This is a genomic window from Thalassospira sp. SM2505, from assembly GCF_054901115.1.
This window is the reverse complement of the sequence record NZ_CM142731.1, coordinates 360,973-376,318: the sequence shown is the minus strand read 5'-3', so window position 1 is coordinate 376,318 and position 15,346 is coordinate 360,973. Positions and strand designations below refer to the sequence as shown.

16 protein-coding genes are annotated in these 15,346 nt (G+C 55.1%); 4 read left to right on the top strand and 12 right to left on the bottom strand.

What is annotated here, in order from left to right:
- Positions 1–14 precede the first annotated feature (14 nt).
- The 5 genes from ACTU44_RS01725 to ACTU44_RS01705 form a co-directional block, all read right to left on the bottom strand.
- The gene (locus ACTU44_RS01725) at positions 15–998 is read right to left on the bottom strand and encodes an ABC transporter permease (protein ID WP_258548573.1); all 984 of its coding nucleotides are present in this window, start codon (positions 996–998) and stop codon (positions 15–17) included.
- A 68-nt stretch (positions 999–1,066) separates the two neighbouring features.
- Positions 1,067–2,137 (bottom strand): substrate-binding domain-containing protein, encoded by a 1,071-nt coding sequence (locus ACTU44_RS01720; protein ID WP_462096509.1) that lies wholly within the window; start codon positions 2,135–2,137, stop codon positions 1,067–1,069.
- Between the two features lie 81 nt (positions 2,138–2,218).
- A complete protein-coding gene (locus ACTU44_RS01715) occupies positions 2,219–3,280 on the bottom strand; it encodes a substrate-binding domain-containing protein (RefSeq protein WP_462096508.1) in 1,062 nt (353 codons plus the stop codon).
- An 88-nt stretch (positions 3,281–3,368) separates the two neighbouring features.
- On the bottom strand, positions 3,369–4,643 hold the full coding sequence (locus ACTU44_RS01710) for a M20 family metallopeptidase (protein WP_462096507.1): 1,275 nt from the start codon (positions 4,641–4,643) through the stop codon (positions 3,369–3,371).
- A complete protein-coding gene (locus ACTU44_RS01705; RefSeq protein ID WP_114096349.1) occupies positions 4,640–5,854 on the bottom strand; it encodes an ROK family transcriptional regulator in 1,215 nt (404 codons plus the stop codon). The genes ACTU44_RS01710 and ACTU44_RS01705 overlap by 4 nt, the downstream gene beginning before the upstream one ends.
- A gap of 259 nt (positions 5,855–6,113) precedes the next feature.
- Between ACTU44_RS01705 and ACTU44_RS01700 the strand changes: the two genes are divergently transcribed.
- Positions 6,114–6,845: a ShlB/FhaC/HecB family hemolysin secretion/activation protein gene (locus ACTU44_RS01700; RefSeq protein ID WP_462096506.1), complete on the top strand. Its 732-nt coding sequence runs from the start codon at positions 6,114–6,116 to the stop codon at positions 6,843–6,845.
- A gap of 6 nt (positions 6,846–6,851) precedes the next feature.
- Here the strand turns inward: ACTU44_RS01700 and ACTU44_RS01695 are convergent, their stop codons facing one another.
- The 4 genes from ACTU44_RS01695 to ACTU44_RS01680 form a co-directional block, all read right to left on the bottom strand.
- Positions 6,852–7,151 carry a phosphoribosylpyrophosphate synthetase gene (locus ACTU44_RS01695; protein ID WP_114096855.1) on the bottom strand — a complete coding sequence of 100 codons (300 nt, stop codon included), beginning with the start codon at positions 7,149–7,151 and terminating at the stop codon, positions 6,852–6,854.
- Positions 7,152–7,238: 87 nt separating this feature from the next.
- The gene (locus ACTU44_RS01690) at positions 7,239–7,532 is read right to left on the bottom strand and encodes a phosphoribosylpyrophosphate synthetase (protein WP_462096505.1); all 294 of its coding nucleotides are present in this window, start codon (positions 7,530–7,532) and stop codon (positions 7,239–7,241) included.
- An 87-nt stretch (positions 7,533–7,619) separates the two neighbouring features.
- A complete protein-coding gene (locus ACTU44_RS01685; RefSeq protein WP_462096504.1) occupies positions 7,620–8,111 on the bottom strand; it encodes a GNAT family N-acetyltransferase in 492 nt (163 codons plus the stop codon).
- A 247-nt stretch (positions 8,112–8,358) separates the two neighbouring features.
- On the bottom strand, positions 8,359–9,099 hold the full coding sequence (locus ACTU44_RS01680; protein ID WP_462096503.1) for an SDR family oxidoreductase: 741 nt from the start codon (positions 9,097–9,099) through the stop codon (positions 8,359–8,361).
- A 127-nt stretch (positions 9,100–9,226) separates the two neighbouring features.
- Here ACTU44_RS01680 and ACTU44_RS01675 point away from each other — a divergent pair, with 127 nt between their 5' ends.
- Positions 9,227–10,126 carry a LysR family transcriptional regulator gene (locus ACTU44_RS01675; RefSeq protein WP_462096502.1) on the top strand — a complete coding sequence of 300 codons (900 nt, stop codon included), beginning with the start codon at positions 9,227–9,229 and terminating at the stop codon, positions 10,124–10,126.
- Between the two features lie 9 nt (positions 10,127–10,135).
- Here ACTU44_RS01675 and ACTU44_RS01670 read toward each other — a convergent pair whose 3' ends face one another.
- Positions 10,136–10,645 (bottom strand): SRPBCC domain-containing protein, encoded by a 510-nt coding sequence (locus ACTU44_RS01670; protein ID WP_462096501.1) that lies wholly within the window; start codon positions 10,643–10,645, stop codon positions 10,136–10,138.
- Between the two features lie 123 nt (positions 10,646–10,768).
- Positions 10,769–11,716, bottom strand: a complete 948-nt coding sequence (locus ACTU44_RS01665) for a 2-hydroxyacid dehydrogenase (protein ID WP_462096500.1) — start codon at positions 11,714–11,716, stop codon at positions 10,769–10,771.
- 479 nt (positions 11,717–12,195) lie between these two features.
- On the opposite strand from ACTU44_RS01665, the gene ACTU44_RS01660 reads away from it, so the two are divergent.
- Positions 12,196–13,686, top strand: a complete 1,491-nt coding sequence (locus ACTU44_RS01660) for a methyl-accepting chemotaxis protein (RefSeq protein ID WP_114096854.1) — start codon at positions 12,196–12,198, stop codon at positions 13,684–13,686.
- A gap of 157 nt (positions 13,687–13,843) precedes the next feature.
- On the opposite strand, the gene ACTU44_RS01655 is transcribed toward ACTU44_RS01660, so the two are convergent.
- Positions 13,844–14,263, bottom strand: a complete 420-nt coding sequence (locus ACTU44_RS01655) for a VOC family protein (RefSeq protein WP_462096499.1) — start codon at positions 14,261–14,263, stop codon at positions 13,844–13,846.
- 122 nt (positions 14,264–14,385) lie between these two features.
- Here ACTU44_RS01655 and ACTU44_RS01650 point away from each other — a divergent pair, with 122 nt between their 5' ends.
- Positions 14,386–15,330, top strand: a complete 945-nt coding sequence (locus ACTU44_RS01650; RefSeq protein ID WP_462096498.1) for a LysR substrate-binding domain-containing protein — start codon at positions 14,386–14,388, stop codon at positions 15,328–15,330.
- Positions 15,331–15,346 lie beyond the last annotated feature (16 nt).

The window sequence follows — 15,346 nt, the reverse complement described above, 5'->3', positions numbered from 1 at the left end:
TCCTGCGTTCTGGATTACCGCGCTTTTTCGCGCAACGAGACAGCAACCGCCGCCAGAATGATAAGACCCCGGACGATCATCTGATCGGAAACGGAAAGCCCCATCAGGATCAGCCCGTTATTAAGCATCCCCATCATCAGTGATCCGATCAGCGCGCCAATAATCGTGCCCTTGCCACCATGAAGCAGGGTGCCGCCGACAATGACAGCAGCAATCACTGTCATCAGATCAGATTCCCCAAGGGTATATTTGGCGGCCTGCAAGCGCCCGGCATACAGCAGTCCGGCAAGACCGGCGAGCGCACCCGAAAGGGTCAGGACATAAAGGCGAATGCGCGCGACCTTGATGCCTGAAACGCTGGCTGCGCGCGGATTGTCGCCGGTTGCCAATACATGCGCGCCAAAACGGGTTTCACGGTAAATGAAATGTCCGATGGCAACCGCCATCACCGTCCACCAGATCAGGGACGGAATGCCAAGGAAGCTGCCCGAGCCAAAGAAACCGGCGAAATCAAGATCCATAACCGGGATCGAGCGCAAATTGGTCATGGATCGCGCAATCCCGGCAAACAGCCCCATGGTCGCAAGGGTCACCAGAAACGATGGCAAACGGACAAAGGCAACGACTGCACCATTGACCGCGCCTGCGACAATACCGGTCGCCATGCCGGCAAGAATACCGGCTGTCATGCCATATTCATTCATCACGACGGCGGCTGCCAGCGCAGACATGGCAACGATGGAGCCAAAGGAAAGGTCGATCTCGCCAGCCGAAAGCACAAAAACCAGACCAATGGCAAGGATGGTCGCCGGTGCGGTTTGCAACACAATGTTCGAAAGGTTTCTGACCGACAGGAACCCGTTATCACCAAGAGTTACGGCAAAGAACAGGAAGATCGCCAGAAAGCCGAAATAGACGACATACTGCTGCAAGTTAAGACCAAGTGCGACGCGGATAGCAGCGGGTTTCTGTGCAGAGCCAGATTGGGGACTGGACACGGAAGTTTCCCTCCTAGGATGTATTCAGGGAATGCAGGCACACCAGTCGGGTACGCCTGCATGCGCGCTTATTTCAGGCTGTCGGCAATGGTTGCCGGGGCCTCTTTGGACAGAGATTGTTTCCATCCATCAAGAATGTTGTCTTTGGTGACTGCAAGCGAGTCCACAACAAGAAACGGTGGTGCAGATTTGCCATTGGCGGCATTTGCCGCCGCCGCACGGGCAGCTGTTACACCAATGTTATAGGCCTCATCGGCAACAATGGCGGCAAAGTTCCCACCGGAAATCATATCAAGTGCCGCCGGTTCATTGAGATCAAGGGTCACGATCTTGGTGTCCTTGTTGCCCATCGAACGAAGCACGGCCAGGGCCCCGAGTGCCGGTTCGGCCCAGGTGACATAAATGCCATCAAGATCGGGGTTCTGGATCAGCATGCCATGGGCGATTTCTTCGCCAAGGGCGGGATCGGCAATTCCGGCTTCGGCAGTGATTGAAATGTCTGGATAGTCTTTTTCAATCGTGGTCTTGAAGGCATTGTCACGCTGGTTGGTGACGTAGAAATCGGCATCGTGGAAGATATAACCAACCTTGCCTTTGCCACCGAGTGCAGTCGCCATTGCATCGGCTGCCTTCTTGCCCATCTGGAACAGGTCATCGGATACGATTGTCACGTAGTCCTTGCCGTGGACATAGCCGGTCGGTGCGTTATCGACAAAGGCCAGCGTTACACCGGCATCGCGTGCCGGGTTATAGACCGCAGCAGCACTTGTCGGGTCGACCGGCAAGGACAGGATGATGGACGGGTTTTTGGCCATCACGGTTTCAACATCGGCGCGCTGACGGGCGGTATCAAAACCGGCATCGGTTTGTGCAATGATTTCAATACCAAGGCGCTTGAATTCATCCTGTGCGCCACGATTGACAGCATCGGTATATTCGCTCATTTCATGCCAGACGAGGGCCGCGGTAAGATTGCTGCCCTTGATGGCATCAATTTCCGCATCATCCAGCTGAATGCTTGCAGCCGGGGTAGGCTGTTCGCCGTTCGGGCCGACGGTTTGGGCAGATAACGGACTGGTGACGGCAATCGAAACCAGGATCGAGGCAAGCCAGGGCGAAAAGGTTTTGAGGGATCGCATGTCCGAACTCTCCGAAAAAACGTGGTTTGACGAGGGGCCGCCCGCCCGGGGCAGACGACCCGCTGCAAAGTCTGTTTCGCCCTAGTTCAGGGTCTTGATCACGGATTCCGGTGCTTCGCGGTTAAGCGATTCTTTCCAGCCTTCAAGCACATTGACCTTTTCGACTGTCAGTGCCGGGGCCACGATAAAGGCCGGGGTTTCTTCACCCAGAAGCGCCTTAAGGCCGGTTGCCGCCATTGCGCGGCCGAGTTCATAGGCCTTGTCGGCAACAATCGCGGTGACATTGCCATCGCGTACCATGTCAAGCGCGACCGGCTCGGACAGATCAAGCGTCACGATTTTGGTGTGTTTGTTGCCACTCGCACGAAGGGCGGCCAGAACGCCATCTGCCGGTTCGGCCCAGGTGACATAGATGCCGTCAAGGTCCGGGTGCTGAAGCAGCATGGCAGATGCCAGTTCCTCGGCGCGGGCCGGGTCGGTAATGCCCTGTTCTGCAACGATTTCAATGCCCGGATAATCTTTTTCGATTGTCGTTTTAAAGGCATTGTCACGCTGGTTGGTGACGTAATAGGTGGCATCGTGGAAGATCCAGCCAACCTTACCCTTTTCACCGATATCCCTGGCAAGGGCATCTGCGGCCTGTTTGCCCATCTCGAACAGGTCATCGGTGACGATGGCGGCATAGTCGCTGCCATGTTCGTACCCGGATGGCAGGTTCGACAGGAAGACCAGCTTGGTATTATTGGCAACTGCCTCGCGGAAGGCTGCGGCCGAGGTCACCGGATCAAGCGGCAGGGCAAGGATCACGTCGGGTTCGGCGGTAAGGGCGGTTTCAATGTCACTGCGCTGACGGGCGGCATCAAATCCGGCATCGGTGGTCACGGCGATTGAAACGCCTGCCTTGGCGAATTCATCGGTGGCACCAGCCGAAACCGCATTGATGAAATCAGACGAGGTATGCCACAGCAAAGCGGCCTTGAGGCCCTTTTCCTTCAGGCTGGCAAACTCGGCGTCCGACAGGGTGATTTCGGCACTTGGCGTTGCGGTTTCGCCGTTCGGACCAACGGTCTGGGCATGGGCGAGTGCGCTTGTCATCATGATACCGGCGATCAGACCGGTTTTAAGCAATCCCTTGATCAGCATGAGCCATTCCTCTGATAGATAATGTGTTTTTTGTCTTGTTTGGTCTTGTTTTTGGTCGGTTCTGGTGGTGGTAAGCTGTCGCCTGGTCTCAGTCTGCGACTCCGCAATAACGGGCCATAAAGCAGGCAAAGGCGACGATGCCTGCAAAATATTCTTCGATATCAACGCGTTCTTCGAATGTGTGGCAGTTGCGGATATCACCGGGCGCGCAATAGACCGCCGGTGTGCCCAGCTCGTTGACAAAGAACGGGGTTTCCGACCAGAACGGCGCGCCTTCAATGGTGCCCCGTCCTGCCATCGCACCAGCGACAGCCTCGGACAAAGCGCGCACTTCGGGCAAAGTCGGGTCGATTTCGGCGGCTGATCCTCCAAGCGGATGATCACGACCAGCCGGATAGCTGATCGAAACTGCAATATCGGGATCAACGATGGCGCTGCGAATGACGTCTTCCATTTCGCGGGCCGCATCATCCAGGCTTTCGCCCGGCAACAGTTTGCGGATCAGCGACAAAGAACATTCTTCCGGAACCGCAATGAAACCGCCGCCGGTCAGTCCGGTGATCAGAAGGAAGCCCTCGCCGATCAGGTCGTGATGCCCGCGCGATTTCAGGTCATCCGAATGCGACCACAGTGCGGACATGACGGAATGTGCGGCTTTCAGTGCATCCTTGCCCAGTTCCGGCACCCCGAAATAGGCCGATTTCCCGGTGATTTTGATATCGGCGATGTAAAAGCCGATCTGGGCCGGATAGACCGCAAGACGGGTTGGTTCGACATAGACTGTAAAGTCCGGCTTGGCGATCTCGCCTGCCTTGATGCGGTTGGTGTAATCCTTGACCCCGGCCGAGATGCCCGATCCGGGCTGACCGCTTTCTTCATCGCCGATATAGGCAAAGGCAAGATCGCCTTTAAGCCGGATACCCGCTGCATCCAGAAGGCTGAGTGCTGCAAGTGATGCGCAAATCCCGGCCTTGAGATCACCGGATCCCCGGCCCCAGACTTCACCGTCGATCAATGGCGCACCAAACGGATCTTCTCGTTCTGTGCCCTGCCAATGTTCGCGCCAGCCATCGACATGGACCGTATCGGTATGACCGATAAACAGAAGTCGTTTCGATGTGTTATCGGAATGACTGGTGGTCCCTTTGCGCTCTCCCCAGATATTGGGGCGACCGGGTTCAAATTCGGCGGTTGCGATGGCTTCAATACCGCGCTTTTCCATCTGGCTGGCAAGATAGGCGACGAAGTTGGCTTCGTTTCCTGTAATGCTTTCAGCCCCGATGGCCCCCCGGAACAGGTCAAGCGCATCATCGCGATCAAGCAATTTGGCCAGTCTGGTGTGCAGGTCGGATGTCTGGGTCATTTCCCGGCTCCTTGCAGCGATACCGAGCTGGCCGGGGGCAGGGAAATACGCCCGTCCGGGGCATCAGCCCCGAAAAAGGTATTATGAAGATGGCCAAGCCCGATGGCCGCAGCCCCGATGATGGCGGCGCGCTGATGCAGGTTGCTGGGCACGATTTCGACCGGTTGGGGCATGATCTGGATCAGGAATTTTTGGGTGCGCGCAATCAGTTCCGGACGATCACCGATGGAACCACCAAGAATGATCTTTTCCGGATTGGCGATGGCGGCAATCGCACCCACCCCAAAGGCAAGATAGCGGGCCGTTTCATCAAGAACCTGACTGGCGGCTACTTCGCCGCCATTGGCGGCATCAAAGATTTCGGGCACTTTGACGTCACGCCCGGTCAATGCCTTGTAACGCTGGACCATTCCGACCGAGGCCACAACACGTTCATAAGCCCCGGCCCGAATGGACTCGCTATCAAACGGGTCTGCACCGAATGGCAGGAAACCAAGTTCGCCAGCCGCATTCCGGGCGCCCCGCACCAGTTCGCCATTCACCATCAGGCCGCTGCCGATCCCGGTGCCCAATGCAATAAAGGCCAGATTATCAATGCCCTGGCCTTCGCCGAGCCAGTTTTCACCCAGAACAGCCAGATTGACGTCATTTTCAAGCATGACGTCAAAGCCGAACGCCTCCTCAAACGCGGCAAAGACATTCATGTCTTCAAAACCGGCAATATTTGGCGCCAGCAGAACCCGACCGGTTTTCGGGTCCGGGGCACCGGGCACGCCGATAACTGCAAGGCGGATGCGGTCGCGGTCGATCTTCTGGTTGCGGGCCGCTTGCCAGCACAGTTCGGCAATCTGGTTGACCAGATCCTGACCGCCACGGGGATCGGTGGGAGCGACTTCCTCGGCAAAGACCTGACAGGCCAGATCGGCAATGGCGACGCGAACCTTGGTGCCGCCAAGATCAACTGCGGCAATGAAGGCAGCGTCAGGGATCAGTTCATAGGTAACAGCAGTACGACCGATATGGCCGCCGGTGCGCCCGGTTTCCTGTACCCAGCCGGCTTCTTCAAGCTGACGGACAATTTCGGAAATCGTCTGTTTTGACAGACCGGTTTGTTTGGCAATGGATGCACGCGAAATCGGACCATTCTGGACGATGGTCTCCATGACTGCACGCTGGGAAAACTTCCGGGAAATGCGCAAAGTTTCGCTCACCGGCCTCTCCTGATGATCTGATTTTTATTTGGTTTATTTAATTCGTTCGGTTACCGAACTATCTATATCAGAAGAAGGGATGTCAAGCATGATATGCGCGGAAATCACATATCCATGATGTGCAGGTTGAATTTTATCCCTGGAAAGATTCTGTATAGTGCATTGAAAAATATGAAGATTAATCGTCAGCCCGATCAGGCGGAGATGTGATTCTCCGCTTGAGACGGTCGGAGCCTATACCGAACAGCTGAATTTCAGTGTGCCGTTCAAATCAAGTGATAACACCCTGCTCTATTCCACCACGCCGGTTACAGACAATGTGACCCATGTCGTTCAGGCCGAGGCCGGCTATTCCGGAAATTATACGATGGATGGCACAACGTTCGGATTTGGCGGCACCATCGTTGCCAGCCCCGGTGGCCTGACATCGCGAAATGAGGATCAGTATTTCAATACCAGTCGTTCGGGGGCAAAGGCCAATTACCTTATCGGCCGGGGGGCCTTTTCCTTTGCCACGCCCTTGCCCAATGATTTCCGCCTGCATGGATCGGTCAATGCACAATTGGCATCCGGTAATCTTCTGGGAAGCGAACAGCTCATGATGACTGGTTCATCTGCGGTGCGCGGCTATCAGGATGGCAAAATTTATCGCGATGAGGCAATTGTTGGCCGGTTTGAGTTGCATGCTCCGTCCTTCGGGCTTGTCGATTTGCTGCCCGGACTGTCGCAAAACCTGGCCGATATTGATCTTCCGGCTCAGGACAGCCTGACATTTCTGACATTTGCTGATCTGGGGGCTGGCCGGAACAAGTTTCCGATTGCTGGCGAGGATTCCGCCGTCACTGTTGCATCAGCCGGACTGGGTCTGCGTTATTTCCTCGGACCGTTAATCTCGGTCTCGGCGGATTATGGCTGGGAGCTTGCCGATAACGCAGACGTCATTACCGACCGTTCCAGCCGACTTCATTTGCAAGTGACAATTGGCTATTAGCCCTGTCTAGCTGTTCGCCCGGTTTCGGCGCAGCTGATCGATGATGCGGGCCTTGTGCGGGTCGGTATGGAATGAATCCGCGACGATCATGATCCCTTTGGTGCCGTCTTTGGCCTCGATCATGAAAAGTGTCGCATCATCGCCCGGATCGGTACCGTGATCGGTGCTGTTGGAATGGACAAGTCGCAGTTCGTCGGCGGCATAAAGATGACCGGTGCCGTCGCTGCGCACGCCATCGCGTTCGCACATGAAATGATGGGTAAAGCCGTGTTCTTTGGCATTTGCCTGAAGATCGGCAAGGGTCATGGGAACCTCCGTGATCGAAATTTCCTGATACAGGTAAAACGTCACAGCTGTCAGGAATGTTCCGACACATGGCAGGTGCGCGACAGATCAGGACGGACGACGGCGCAAATGATCGACCAGATCGGCCTTGTCGGGATCGGTATGGAAACTGTCAGGGACAATCAGCATGCCGCGTGTGCCGTCGGCGGCCTCGATCATATAAAGGGTGGCGTCATCGCCGGGATCGGTGCCGTTATCGACCGCACGGCTGTCAATGATCGTCAGGTCATCGGCATGGTATTTTGCCTGTTTGCCATCACAGAACACATGATTGTCACGGGCACTGAACAGATGGATGAAACCGCGTTCACGGGCCATATCCTGCAATTCGATCAAATTCATGATGGTGCTCCGATCCGTGCTTGAAGGGACTGGTACAGTCTAGCAGAAATTGACCGCAATGTTATTGCGCAAGCGCAAAGCCGTAGATTACGGCATCTGGCCAAGCGCCATTTTCATGCCTTCGTGGCTGGCGACAAAGCCAAGCCGTTCATAAAACCGGTGGGCATCCTTGCGGGTTTTATCGGTGGTAAACTGGATCAGTACCGCGCCAAGTGATTTCGAAATCGAAATGGATTCTGTTATCAGTTTTTCACCGATCTTCTGACCGCGCACCTTGCTTGAGACCCGAACCCCTTCGATCTGGGCGCGCAATTGTCCGCGCCGCGACAATCCGGCAATCAGGGTCAACTGCAGACAGCCGACAATATCGTCGCCCAGAATGGCCAGAAGATATTTGTTGGGCAAAGCGTCGGTCGATTGGGACTCCATCGCATCAAAGGCCTGATAATAGGCATCGGGCAATGGATCGGCTAATTCCTCGCGGGTTTTGCCTTTTTCATCATCGGCCAAAAGCGCAACGATGGCAGGCAAATCTTCGCGGGTGGCATAGCGAAACGTGACGTTGGTGCTGTCTGACATGGGGTCCCTTTCATTGGTGGCCGGGCATCATGGCCGAAAGGAAGCTTTTGCGGCAAGGGTGATTGAACCGGCAAAAGTTATCACATCGCGTGGGGGCCCATCGCCAAACGGCAATGACGCCGCCCGATACAAAGGATCAGGCGACGTCTTTTGCCAGTCTTTCAGGAATTTGGGCCAACGCAGATACGGGGTTGGGGGGGCTATCTGCGCAGTTTATTGATCCCTGATTGCGGCATTCGGGTGAAAATCACGCCAGTCCGCCATTGGCACGGATGGTCTGACCATCAACCCAGCCGGAATCGCGCCCGGCCAGGAAGGAAACGACACCGGCGATGTCGTCCGGTTGCCCAAGCCGCTCAAGCGGCGGCATCTTGGCAAACTGGGCGATCTGTTCATCGCTTTTGCCATTGAGGAACAGCTCGGTCGCAACCGGACCCGGGGCAACGGCATTGACCGTGATATGACGACCGCGCAATTCCTTGGCATAGACTGCGGTCATGGCTTCGACTGCGGCCTTGGTGGCGTTATAGACTGCATAGCCCGGTAATTTCAGATGCAGGGCGGTGGTCGAAAAATTGATCACCCGGCCATGATCGCGCAGATGTTTGGCCCCTTCGCGCAGCATATTGAAGGTGCCGCGCACATTGATATCCATCATCGCGTCATAGGTGGCGTCATCCATGTCGGCAATCGGCTGGGTGGTCATGACACCGGCATTATTGACGATGACATCCACCCCGCCAAATTCGGTGATGGTCTTGTCAAACAGGGCGGTGACCGCATCGGGGCGGGCAATATCGGCCCCGATTGCGATGGCCTTATGCCCGTCGGCTTTCAGGCTTTGGGCCAGTTCCTCGGCCGGGGTGGCAGAGTTGGCATAATTGATAACCACGGCAAAACCATCAGCGGCAAGACGTTTGGCAAGGGCAACGCCGATCCCGCGCGCGGCTCCGGTGATGATGGCGGTTCTGTTTTGATTGGCAGACATGAAAAGTCTCCTTGGATGGGGTGACAACCTCAAATGTGATGAGCGCACTATGCCCCGGATGACTTTTCGGATAATTGCCCTATATTCGAATTGACTGTTCGAATTTCATCAACAATTGGAATCTGTGATGGACCGGTTCGAAGACATGCGCAATTTCGTCCGGGTGGTCGAGCGCCAAAGCTTTACCAAGGCCGCGGGCGATCTTTTGATCCCGCGCGCCACCATGACCAATTCGATCCAGCGCCTTGAAGACCGGCTGGGCACGCGGTTGCTTGAACGCACGACACGCACGGTAAAGCCCACCCATGATGGTGAGGCCTATTATCATCGCTGTGTGCGGATTCTGGCCGATCTTGAAGATGCCGATACCAGCTTTACCAATCCCGATCCCAAGGGATTGCTTCGGGTCAATCTTCAGGGGACTTTAGCCAGAACCTTTATCATCCCCGCCATTTCCGAATTCAAGGAGCGCTATCCATGCATCAATCTTGTGATTGCCGATGGCGACCGGTTTGTCGATCTGGTCCATGAAGGGTTTGATTGCGTGCTGCGCAGTGGCGATCTGGCCAGTTCATCCATGATCGGGCGGCGTTTGACGCTTTTGCGCGAAGTGACAGTCGCAAGCCCCGATTACCTTGCCCGGATTGGCATCCCCGAAACCCTTGATGATCTTGAGGCGCAAGGCCATCAGATGGTTTGCTTTCTTTCGGGGGCAGATGACAAGCCGATCCCGCTTGATTTCGTGGTGGATGGCAAGGTGCGTGAAATCACCCTGCCGCCCAGCATTTCGGTGACCGGTGCCGACACCTATGCCGCCTGTGCGGCGGCGGGGCTTGGCCTTGTTCAGGTGCCGCGCTATCGCGTTGCCGATGATCTTCGGGCCGGTCGGCTTGTGGAAGTCCTGCCCGATTATCCGCCCGAACCGATGCCGGTTTCCGTGCTATATCCGCAAAACCGGCAGCTTTCTGCGCGAGTGCGGGTTTTTGTCGACTGGATCTGCGATCTGTTTGCCAGAACCGAATTCTGACATTCAGGGTTAAGCTGTTTGGCCAGACGGGGTAGAAAGGGATTTGATCCGGTTTCGCAATGAAACCAGATGGGCCTGCCAATACTGGGTCATCATCGGTTTGAAGCGGTTGTCGTTCAGACCGTTGCGCGCCGGATGGGCGGCAGACAGCTTTTCCAGACCCAGATGCTCAAGCGTGATGCGGGTTTGATCGCCTGCCGGGGCAAAGCGGATATCGACAATGGTGGCGGGTTCATCATCGGTGGCAGCTGGCCAGCGCCAGTCAAATGTCAGCCGTTTGCCCGGTTCGAACCTGGTGACTTTCCCGGCCTCGATGACGAAATCCGGTCGGCGCTTGTCGGCTTCCTGAATGACATAGGTCCCGTCCTTTTGCGCAAACTGCATGATACCCGGCCGGATACCGATCAGCCGGTTGCGCGGGCCCTGCTTCCACCAGTGATCAATATCGGTGATGAAGGTCTCAAAGGCGGTCTCGGGATCGCATTCAACACGAAGGGCAACAAAGGTCTTGGCCGACATTTAAAATCCTGTCTGAACGGGGCTGGCAGGCAATGTCTGTTCTTTTCAGAAAAGGCGTTGCCCGACAAGTGAAACCGCGCAGGACGGGATATGGCCCGTCATTTCAGGGCGGGTAAAGCCGGTTTAATAACCGGTTTTGCGATTGACCAGCCCGCGCGGGGTTTCGCCGCGGTTGATGCGATCAATATTTTCGGCAATCTGATCAACTGCTTCCTCGATCCGGGTTTCGGCCGCGATATGGGGCGTGATGCGGATTTTCGGGTGATCCCAGAACGGATGGCTTTCCGGCAGCGGCTCGGTCACCGCAACATCAAGGAACGCACCGCGTAGATGCCCGGTATCAAGGGCGCGCAGCAGATCGGCCTCGTTGATCATGGCCCCGCGTGCGGCATTGATGATCGCCGCCCCCTTGGGCAGGAACGACAGGGTCGAACTTTCCAGCACATTTTCGGTTTCCGGCGTGCGGGGCAGCAGACAAATCAGGATATCGGACTGGCCCAGAAATTCGGCCAGCGTTTCCTTGCCGGCAAAGGTGGTAATGCCCTCGATTGCCTTCATCGACCGGCTCCAGCCTGAAACGGTAAAGCCAAGATTTGAAAGCGCTGTGGCGACTGCCGCCCCCAGCGCCCCCAGCCCCATGACCCCGACCCGGCATTTGGAAATGCGTGCTACCGGATGTTGGGTCCAGTCTGCTTTGGCCTGCTGCGCGTTATAGACATCGAAATCGCGCATGAAATGCAGGGCGGCATAAAGATGATATTGCACCATCTGATCGGCCATTCCGGCATCTTCAAGCCGGATTACCGGCAGATCAACCGGCAAACTTGGCGAAGAAACAACATGATCCACCCCGGCCCCCAACGAGAAGATGGCCTTAAGACCCGTCAGGGTTTTGATCAGGCCCTGTGGCTGTTTCCAGAACAGGGCATAGTCAATCATTTTGGGATCGTAATTATCATCACCGGTGACAATTGCAGCACCCGGTAGCCGCGCCGTCATGGCCTTTTTCCACGCCGCATCTTCGCCGGCGGCGGAAATAAGGATATTGGGGGCGCTGTTGGCGGCTGACATGGGGGACTCCTGATATTCGGGTTGTCGGTTTTGTTATGGATGGCGCATCTGTTGCAGAACTTAGAACGCGCAAGAGCGCAAAGCGTTCCCTTGCAAATTCTGGCGCGTCTATTGATGGCAGCTAATTGACTGTCTGGTCAATCACTTGGCTACCTGTTCTGACCAGCTCTCGGTCAGATAGCTCAAGAACACTTGGAAATCTTCTGAATAGGATTGCTGCAATCAGTGGCATCCAAAGCGTTAAACTTGGATGCATTTTCAACATAAAGTCAAAAAATAGAGAATGTCGGAACCCTTCAACATGCGTTCTGCTTGGTGAGAAACCCTAAAGATTCTCGATATCAGTTTTCGATTTCACGGGCTTGAATAGGGCGAATCCTACCCATACCTAAGAATAGGTGGTTGTATTGGATGGTCTGCACTCGACCAAAGATCTCCTGTTTTGGTTGTCACTCATTGTTAAGGGGGAGGGAAATTCCTTGGCTTTCAACTTTTTTAAGAATGGCGTCAATGCGCTTCAAGGACAGCAGATATATGAAGCTCTGGGTCGGTCCATGGCTATTATCGAGTTCTCTCTTGATGGTACAATCCTAACAGCCAACCCCAATTTTCTGGCTACAATGGGGTACGAATTGAACGAGATTACCGGCAAGCACCATTCGATATTTGTCTCATCCGAATACGCCAAAAGTCCCGCCTACAAGGAATTTTGGAAAAAGCTTTCAAGCGGTGAATTTGAGCGTGATGTGTTTCAGCGTATTCGCAAAGACGGCGAAACAGTCTGGCTTGAAGCAACCTACAACCCGATCCTCAATGCGGCCGGCAAGCCGGTTAAAGTCGTCAAGTTTGCCACGGACATTACAGCTCGACGCAAAGAGCGCGCTGCATTGGAGGGTATGCTCAATGCAATTGATCGCTCCCAGGCAGCTATCGAATTTGATCTCAATGGCAAGATTCTCAAAGCCAATAAGAACTTTCTCAGCACCATGGGATATGAAGAGAAAGAAATAATCGGAAAACACCACAGCATGTTTGTTGAACCGGGATATGAGGGTTCATCCGAGTATAAAGATTTCTGGAACAAATTGAGAAAGGGCGAGGTTCAGGCAGCCCAGTTCAAACGTATTGGTAAGAATGGCAAGGAAGTCTGGCTGGAGGCCGCCTACAATCCGATTTTCGATCAAAATGGTGCCCCGGAAAGGGTTGTTAAACTTGCTACGGATATCACCGAACAGGTACAGCTTCTGATCGATCTCAAAGCAATGATCGATACCAATTTTGGCGAGATTGACGAGAATATTATCAATCTCGACACGGCGGCAGCAAGCGGTGCATCGGCAGCAGCGCAAAGCTCCAATTCCGTGCAAACCGTTGCCGCCAGTGCAGAGGAACTGTCAGCCTCAATCGCCGAAATTTCTCGCAGCATGGCACAGAGCCGGGATGAGACTGAGCGCGCGTTTTCCCAAACCGTAAATGCTAACCAATCGACGCAAAAAATGGCGGATGTGGTCTCTGCAATGACCGGCATCGTTGAGGTCATTCAGGGCATTGCCGGACAGATCAATCTGCTTGCGCTCAACGCCACTATTGAATCCGCCCGGGCCGGCGAAGCCGGAAAGGGATTTGCAGTGGTCGCCAACGAGGTCAAGAACCTTGCCAATCAGGCGGCAAAAGCTACCGACCAGATATCGGCCGAAATCAACGGCGTACAGGAAATCTCGAACGAAGTTGTGCAGTCGCTTGAAACCATTCGCGGCTCAATTGAAACCGCACGCGACAGTGTGACAAGCATATCTGCATCTGTCGAAGAGCAGAGTGCCGTGACCGAAAGTGTGTCGGAAAACATGCAGACAATGGCCGTATCGGTTGAAGAACTTGCTCAAAGACTGTCCGAGATTCAGACGATTTCCGGCACGGTTGGAGGTTCTGTCACAAAAACCCGTGAAGCTGCTGAAGTTCTGGCGCGGTAAGTTTTGTTCAATCGAACCGATAAGCCTGATCTCTAAGGAATTCAACTTGCTTCGACAGGGTCGATACCCCGAACAGCTGGCGTTCGGGGTATCGACTGTCTTTCCCTGATGTCTGACAGGTATGTATGTTACCCGCGATTTGATCGGATTCTCTGGCCTAATGGGCGAAAATCATTGCCGGGTCGCGGAATGTCTTGAATTCAAGACCATTGCCCGCCGGGTCTTCGATAAAGAAGGTCCCCTGTTCACCCGGTTCGCCCTTAAAGCGGATTTTCGGCTCCAGAAGGAACGGCACTTTGGCGGCTTTCAGGCGGTCGGCCAGATCATGCCAGGTATCCCAGTCCAGAACCGCCCCAAAATGCGGGATCGGCACCGCATCGCCATCGACGGTGCCTGCGCCCTTGTTCTGACCGGCTTCCGGGCGGACATGGGCCGAGAGTTGATGACCAAAGAAATCAAAATCAATCCAGGCCTCGGTCGAGCGCCCTTCGGCACAGCCAAGGATATCGATGTAAAAGGCGCGGGTATCGACGATTGATTTGATCGGGAAGGCCAGATGGAACGGGGGCAGCGACATGGATATCTCCAGGGGTTAGGGCCTATATAATCTAATGCTTGGTTGTTAGAGTCATTTTAAATCAGCATAATACTGCGATCAAAATCAGAAGTTCTGCGTATATCATCAGGAAATCTATTGTTATGGCGCTGCGCCCGACCACCCCGCCGCTCAATGCATTGCGCGCCTTTGAGGCCGCTGCACGCTTGGGCAGCTTTGCCCGTGCCGCGGAGGAGCTTTCGGTGACCCCGGGCGCAATCAGCCAGCAGGTCGCCAATCTGGAAGCAAGCCTTGGCATGGTGCTGTTTGATCGCAATGGCCCGAAACTGAGCTTGCGCGAAGCCGGACGCGCCTATTTGCCCAGTCTGCGCCGCGCTTTGGACGAGATCGAGGCTGCCACCCTTGACCTTGTCACCCATGGGGCGGGCGAACGGCGGCTGGTGATCGGGGCATTGCATACGCTGGCCAGCAGCTGGTTGATCCCAAGATTAAAACGGTTTCAAAACGAACATCCTGATATCCGTCCGGTGATCGAAACCCTGGCGCTTAATTTCGCCACCCCGGAACGCAGTCCCGATCTTGCAACGCGCCAGATGGATGTCGGGCTTTATTTTGGTGATGGGACCTGGCCGGGTGTCCGGGCTGATAAACTTTTTGATGAAATTCAGGTGGTTGTTGCCAAGCCCGGCACCGTGACAGCGGATCAACGAGCGGATTTGAGTACCCTGATTGCTGGCCAAACCCGCCTGATTCACACCACCCGGCCCAAGGCCTGGCACGATTGGGGGCAAGCCAATAGCGTTGCCATATCCGGTACGCCCGGACCGGGATTCGAGCATTTCTTCATGCTGGTCGAGGCCGCCAAGGCCGGTATGGGCATCGCCCTTTTGCCGCGTGTCCTGATCGAGGGCCCGCTTGCCGATGGATCGCTTGAGGTGGTCTGTGAAGCCACCTTGCAAAATCCCGGCGCCTATTACCTGATTGCCCCGCAAAACCGGATCGACGCACCCGAAGTCAGGGCGTTTCGCGACTGGTTATTGCGCGAAGTTGCGGATCATCCCTCGGCCAAATCTGGAATAACTAATTGATTTATTGGGGTTTTCT

Excerpts from the sequence above, each read along its gene's own strand:
- ACTU44_RS01720 (WP_462096509.1), bottom strand. The coding sequence starts at position 2,137 with ATGCGATCCCTCAAAACCTTTTCGCCCTGGCTTGCCTCGATCCTGGTT.
- ACTU44_RS01715 (WP_462096508.1), bottom strand. The coding sequence starts at position 3,280 with ATGCTGATCAAGGGATTGCTTAAAACCGGTCTGATCGCCGGTATCATG.
- ACTU44_RS01710 (WP_462096507.1), bottom strand. The coding sequence starts at position 4,643 with ATGACCCAGACATCCGACCTGCACACCAGACTGGCCAAATTGCTTGAT.
- ACTU44_RS01695 (WP_114096855.1), bottom strand. The coding sequence starts at position 7,151 with ATGACCCTTGCCGATCTTCAGGCAAATGCCAAAGAACACGGCTTTACC.
- ACTU44_RS01690 (WP_462096505.1), bottom strand. The coding sequence starts at position 7,532 with ATGAATTTGATCGAATTGCAGGATATGGCCCGTGAACGCGGTTTCATC.
- ACTU44_RS01685 (WP_462096504.1), bottom strand. The coding sequence starts at position 8,111 with ATGTCAGACAGCACCAACGTCACGTTTCGCTATGCCACCCGCGAAGAT.
- ACTU44_RS01680 (WP_462096503.1), bottom strand. The coding sequence starts at position 9,099 with ATGTCTGCCAATCAAAACAGAACCGCCATCATCACCGGAGCCGCGCGC.
- ACTU44_RS01675 (WP_462096502.1), top strand. The coding sequence starts at position 9,227 with ATGGACCGGTTCGAAGACATGCGCAATTTCGTCCGGGTGGTCGAGCGC.
- ACTU44_RS01670 (WP_462096501.1), bottom strand. The coding sequence starts at position 10,645 with ATGTCGGCCAAGACCTTTGTTGCCCTTCGTGTTGAATGCGATCCCGAG.
- ACTU44_RS01665 (WP_462096500.1), bottom strand. The coding sequence starts at position 11,716 with ATGTCAGCCGCCAACAGCGCCCCCAATATCCTTATTTCCGCCGCCGGC.
- ACTU44_RS01655 (WP_462096499.1), bottom strand. The coding sequence starts at position 14,263 with ATGTCGCTGCCCCCGTTCCATCTGGCCTTCCCGATCAAATCAATCGTC.
- ACTU44_RS01650 (WP_462096498.1), top strand. The coding sequence starts at position 14,386 with ATGGCGCTGCGCCCGACCACCCCGCCGCTCAATGCATTGCGCGCCTTT.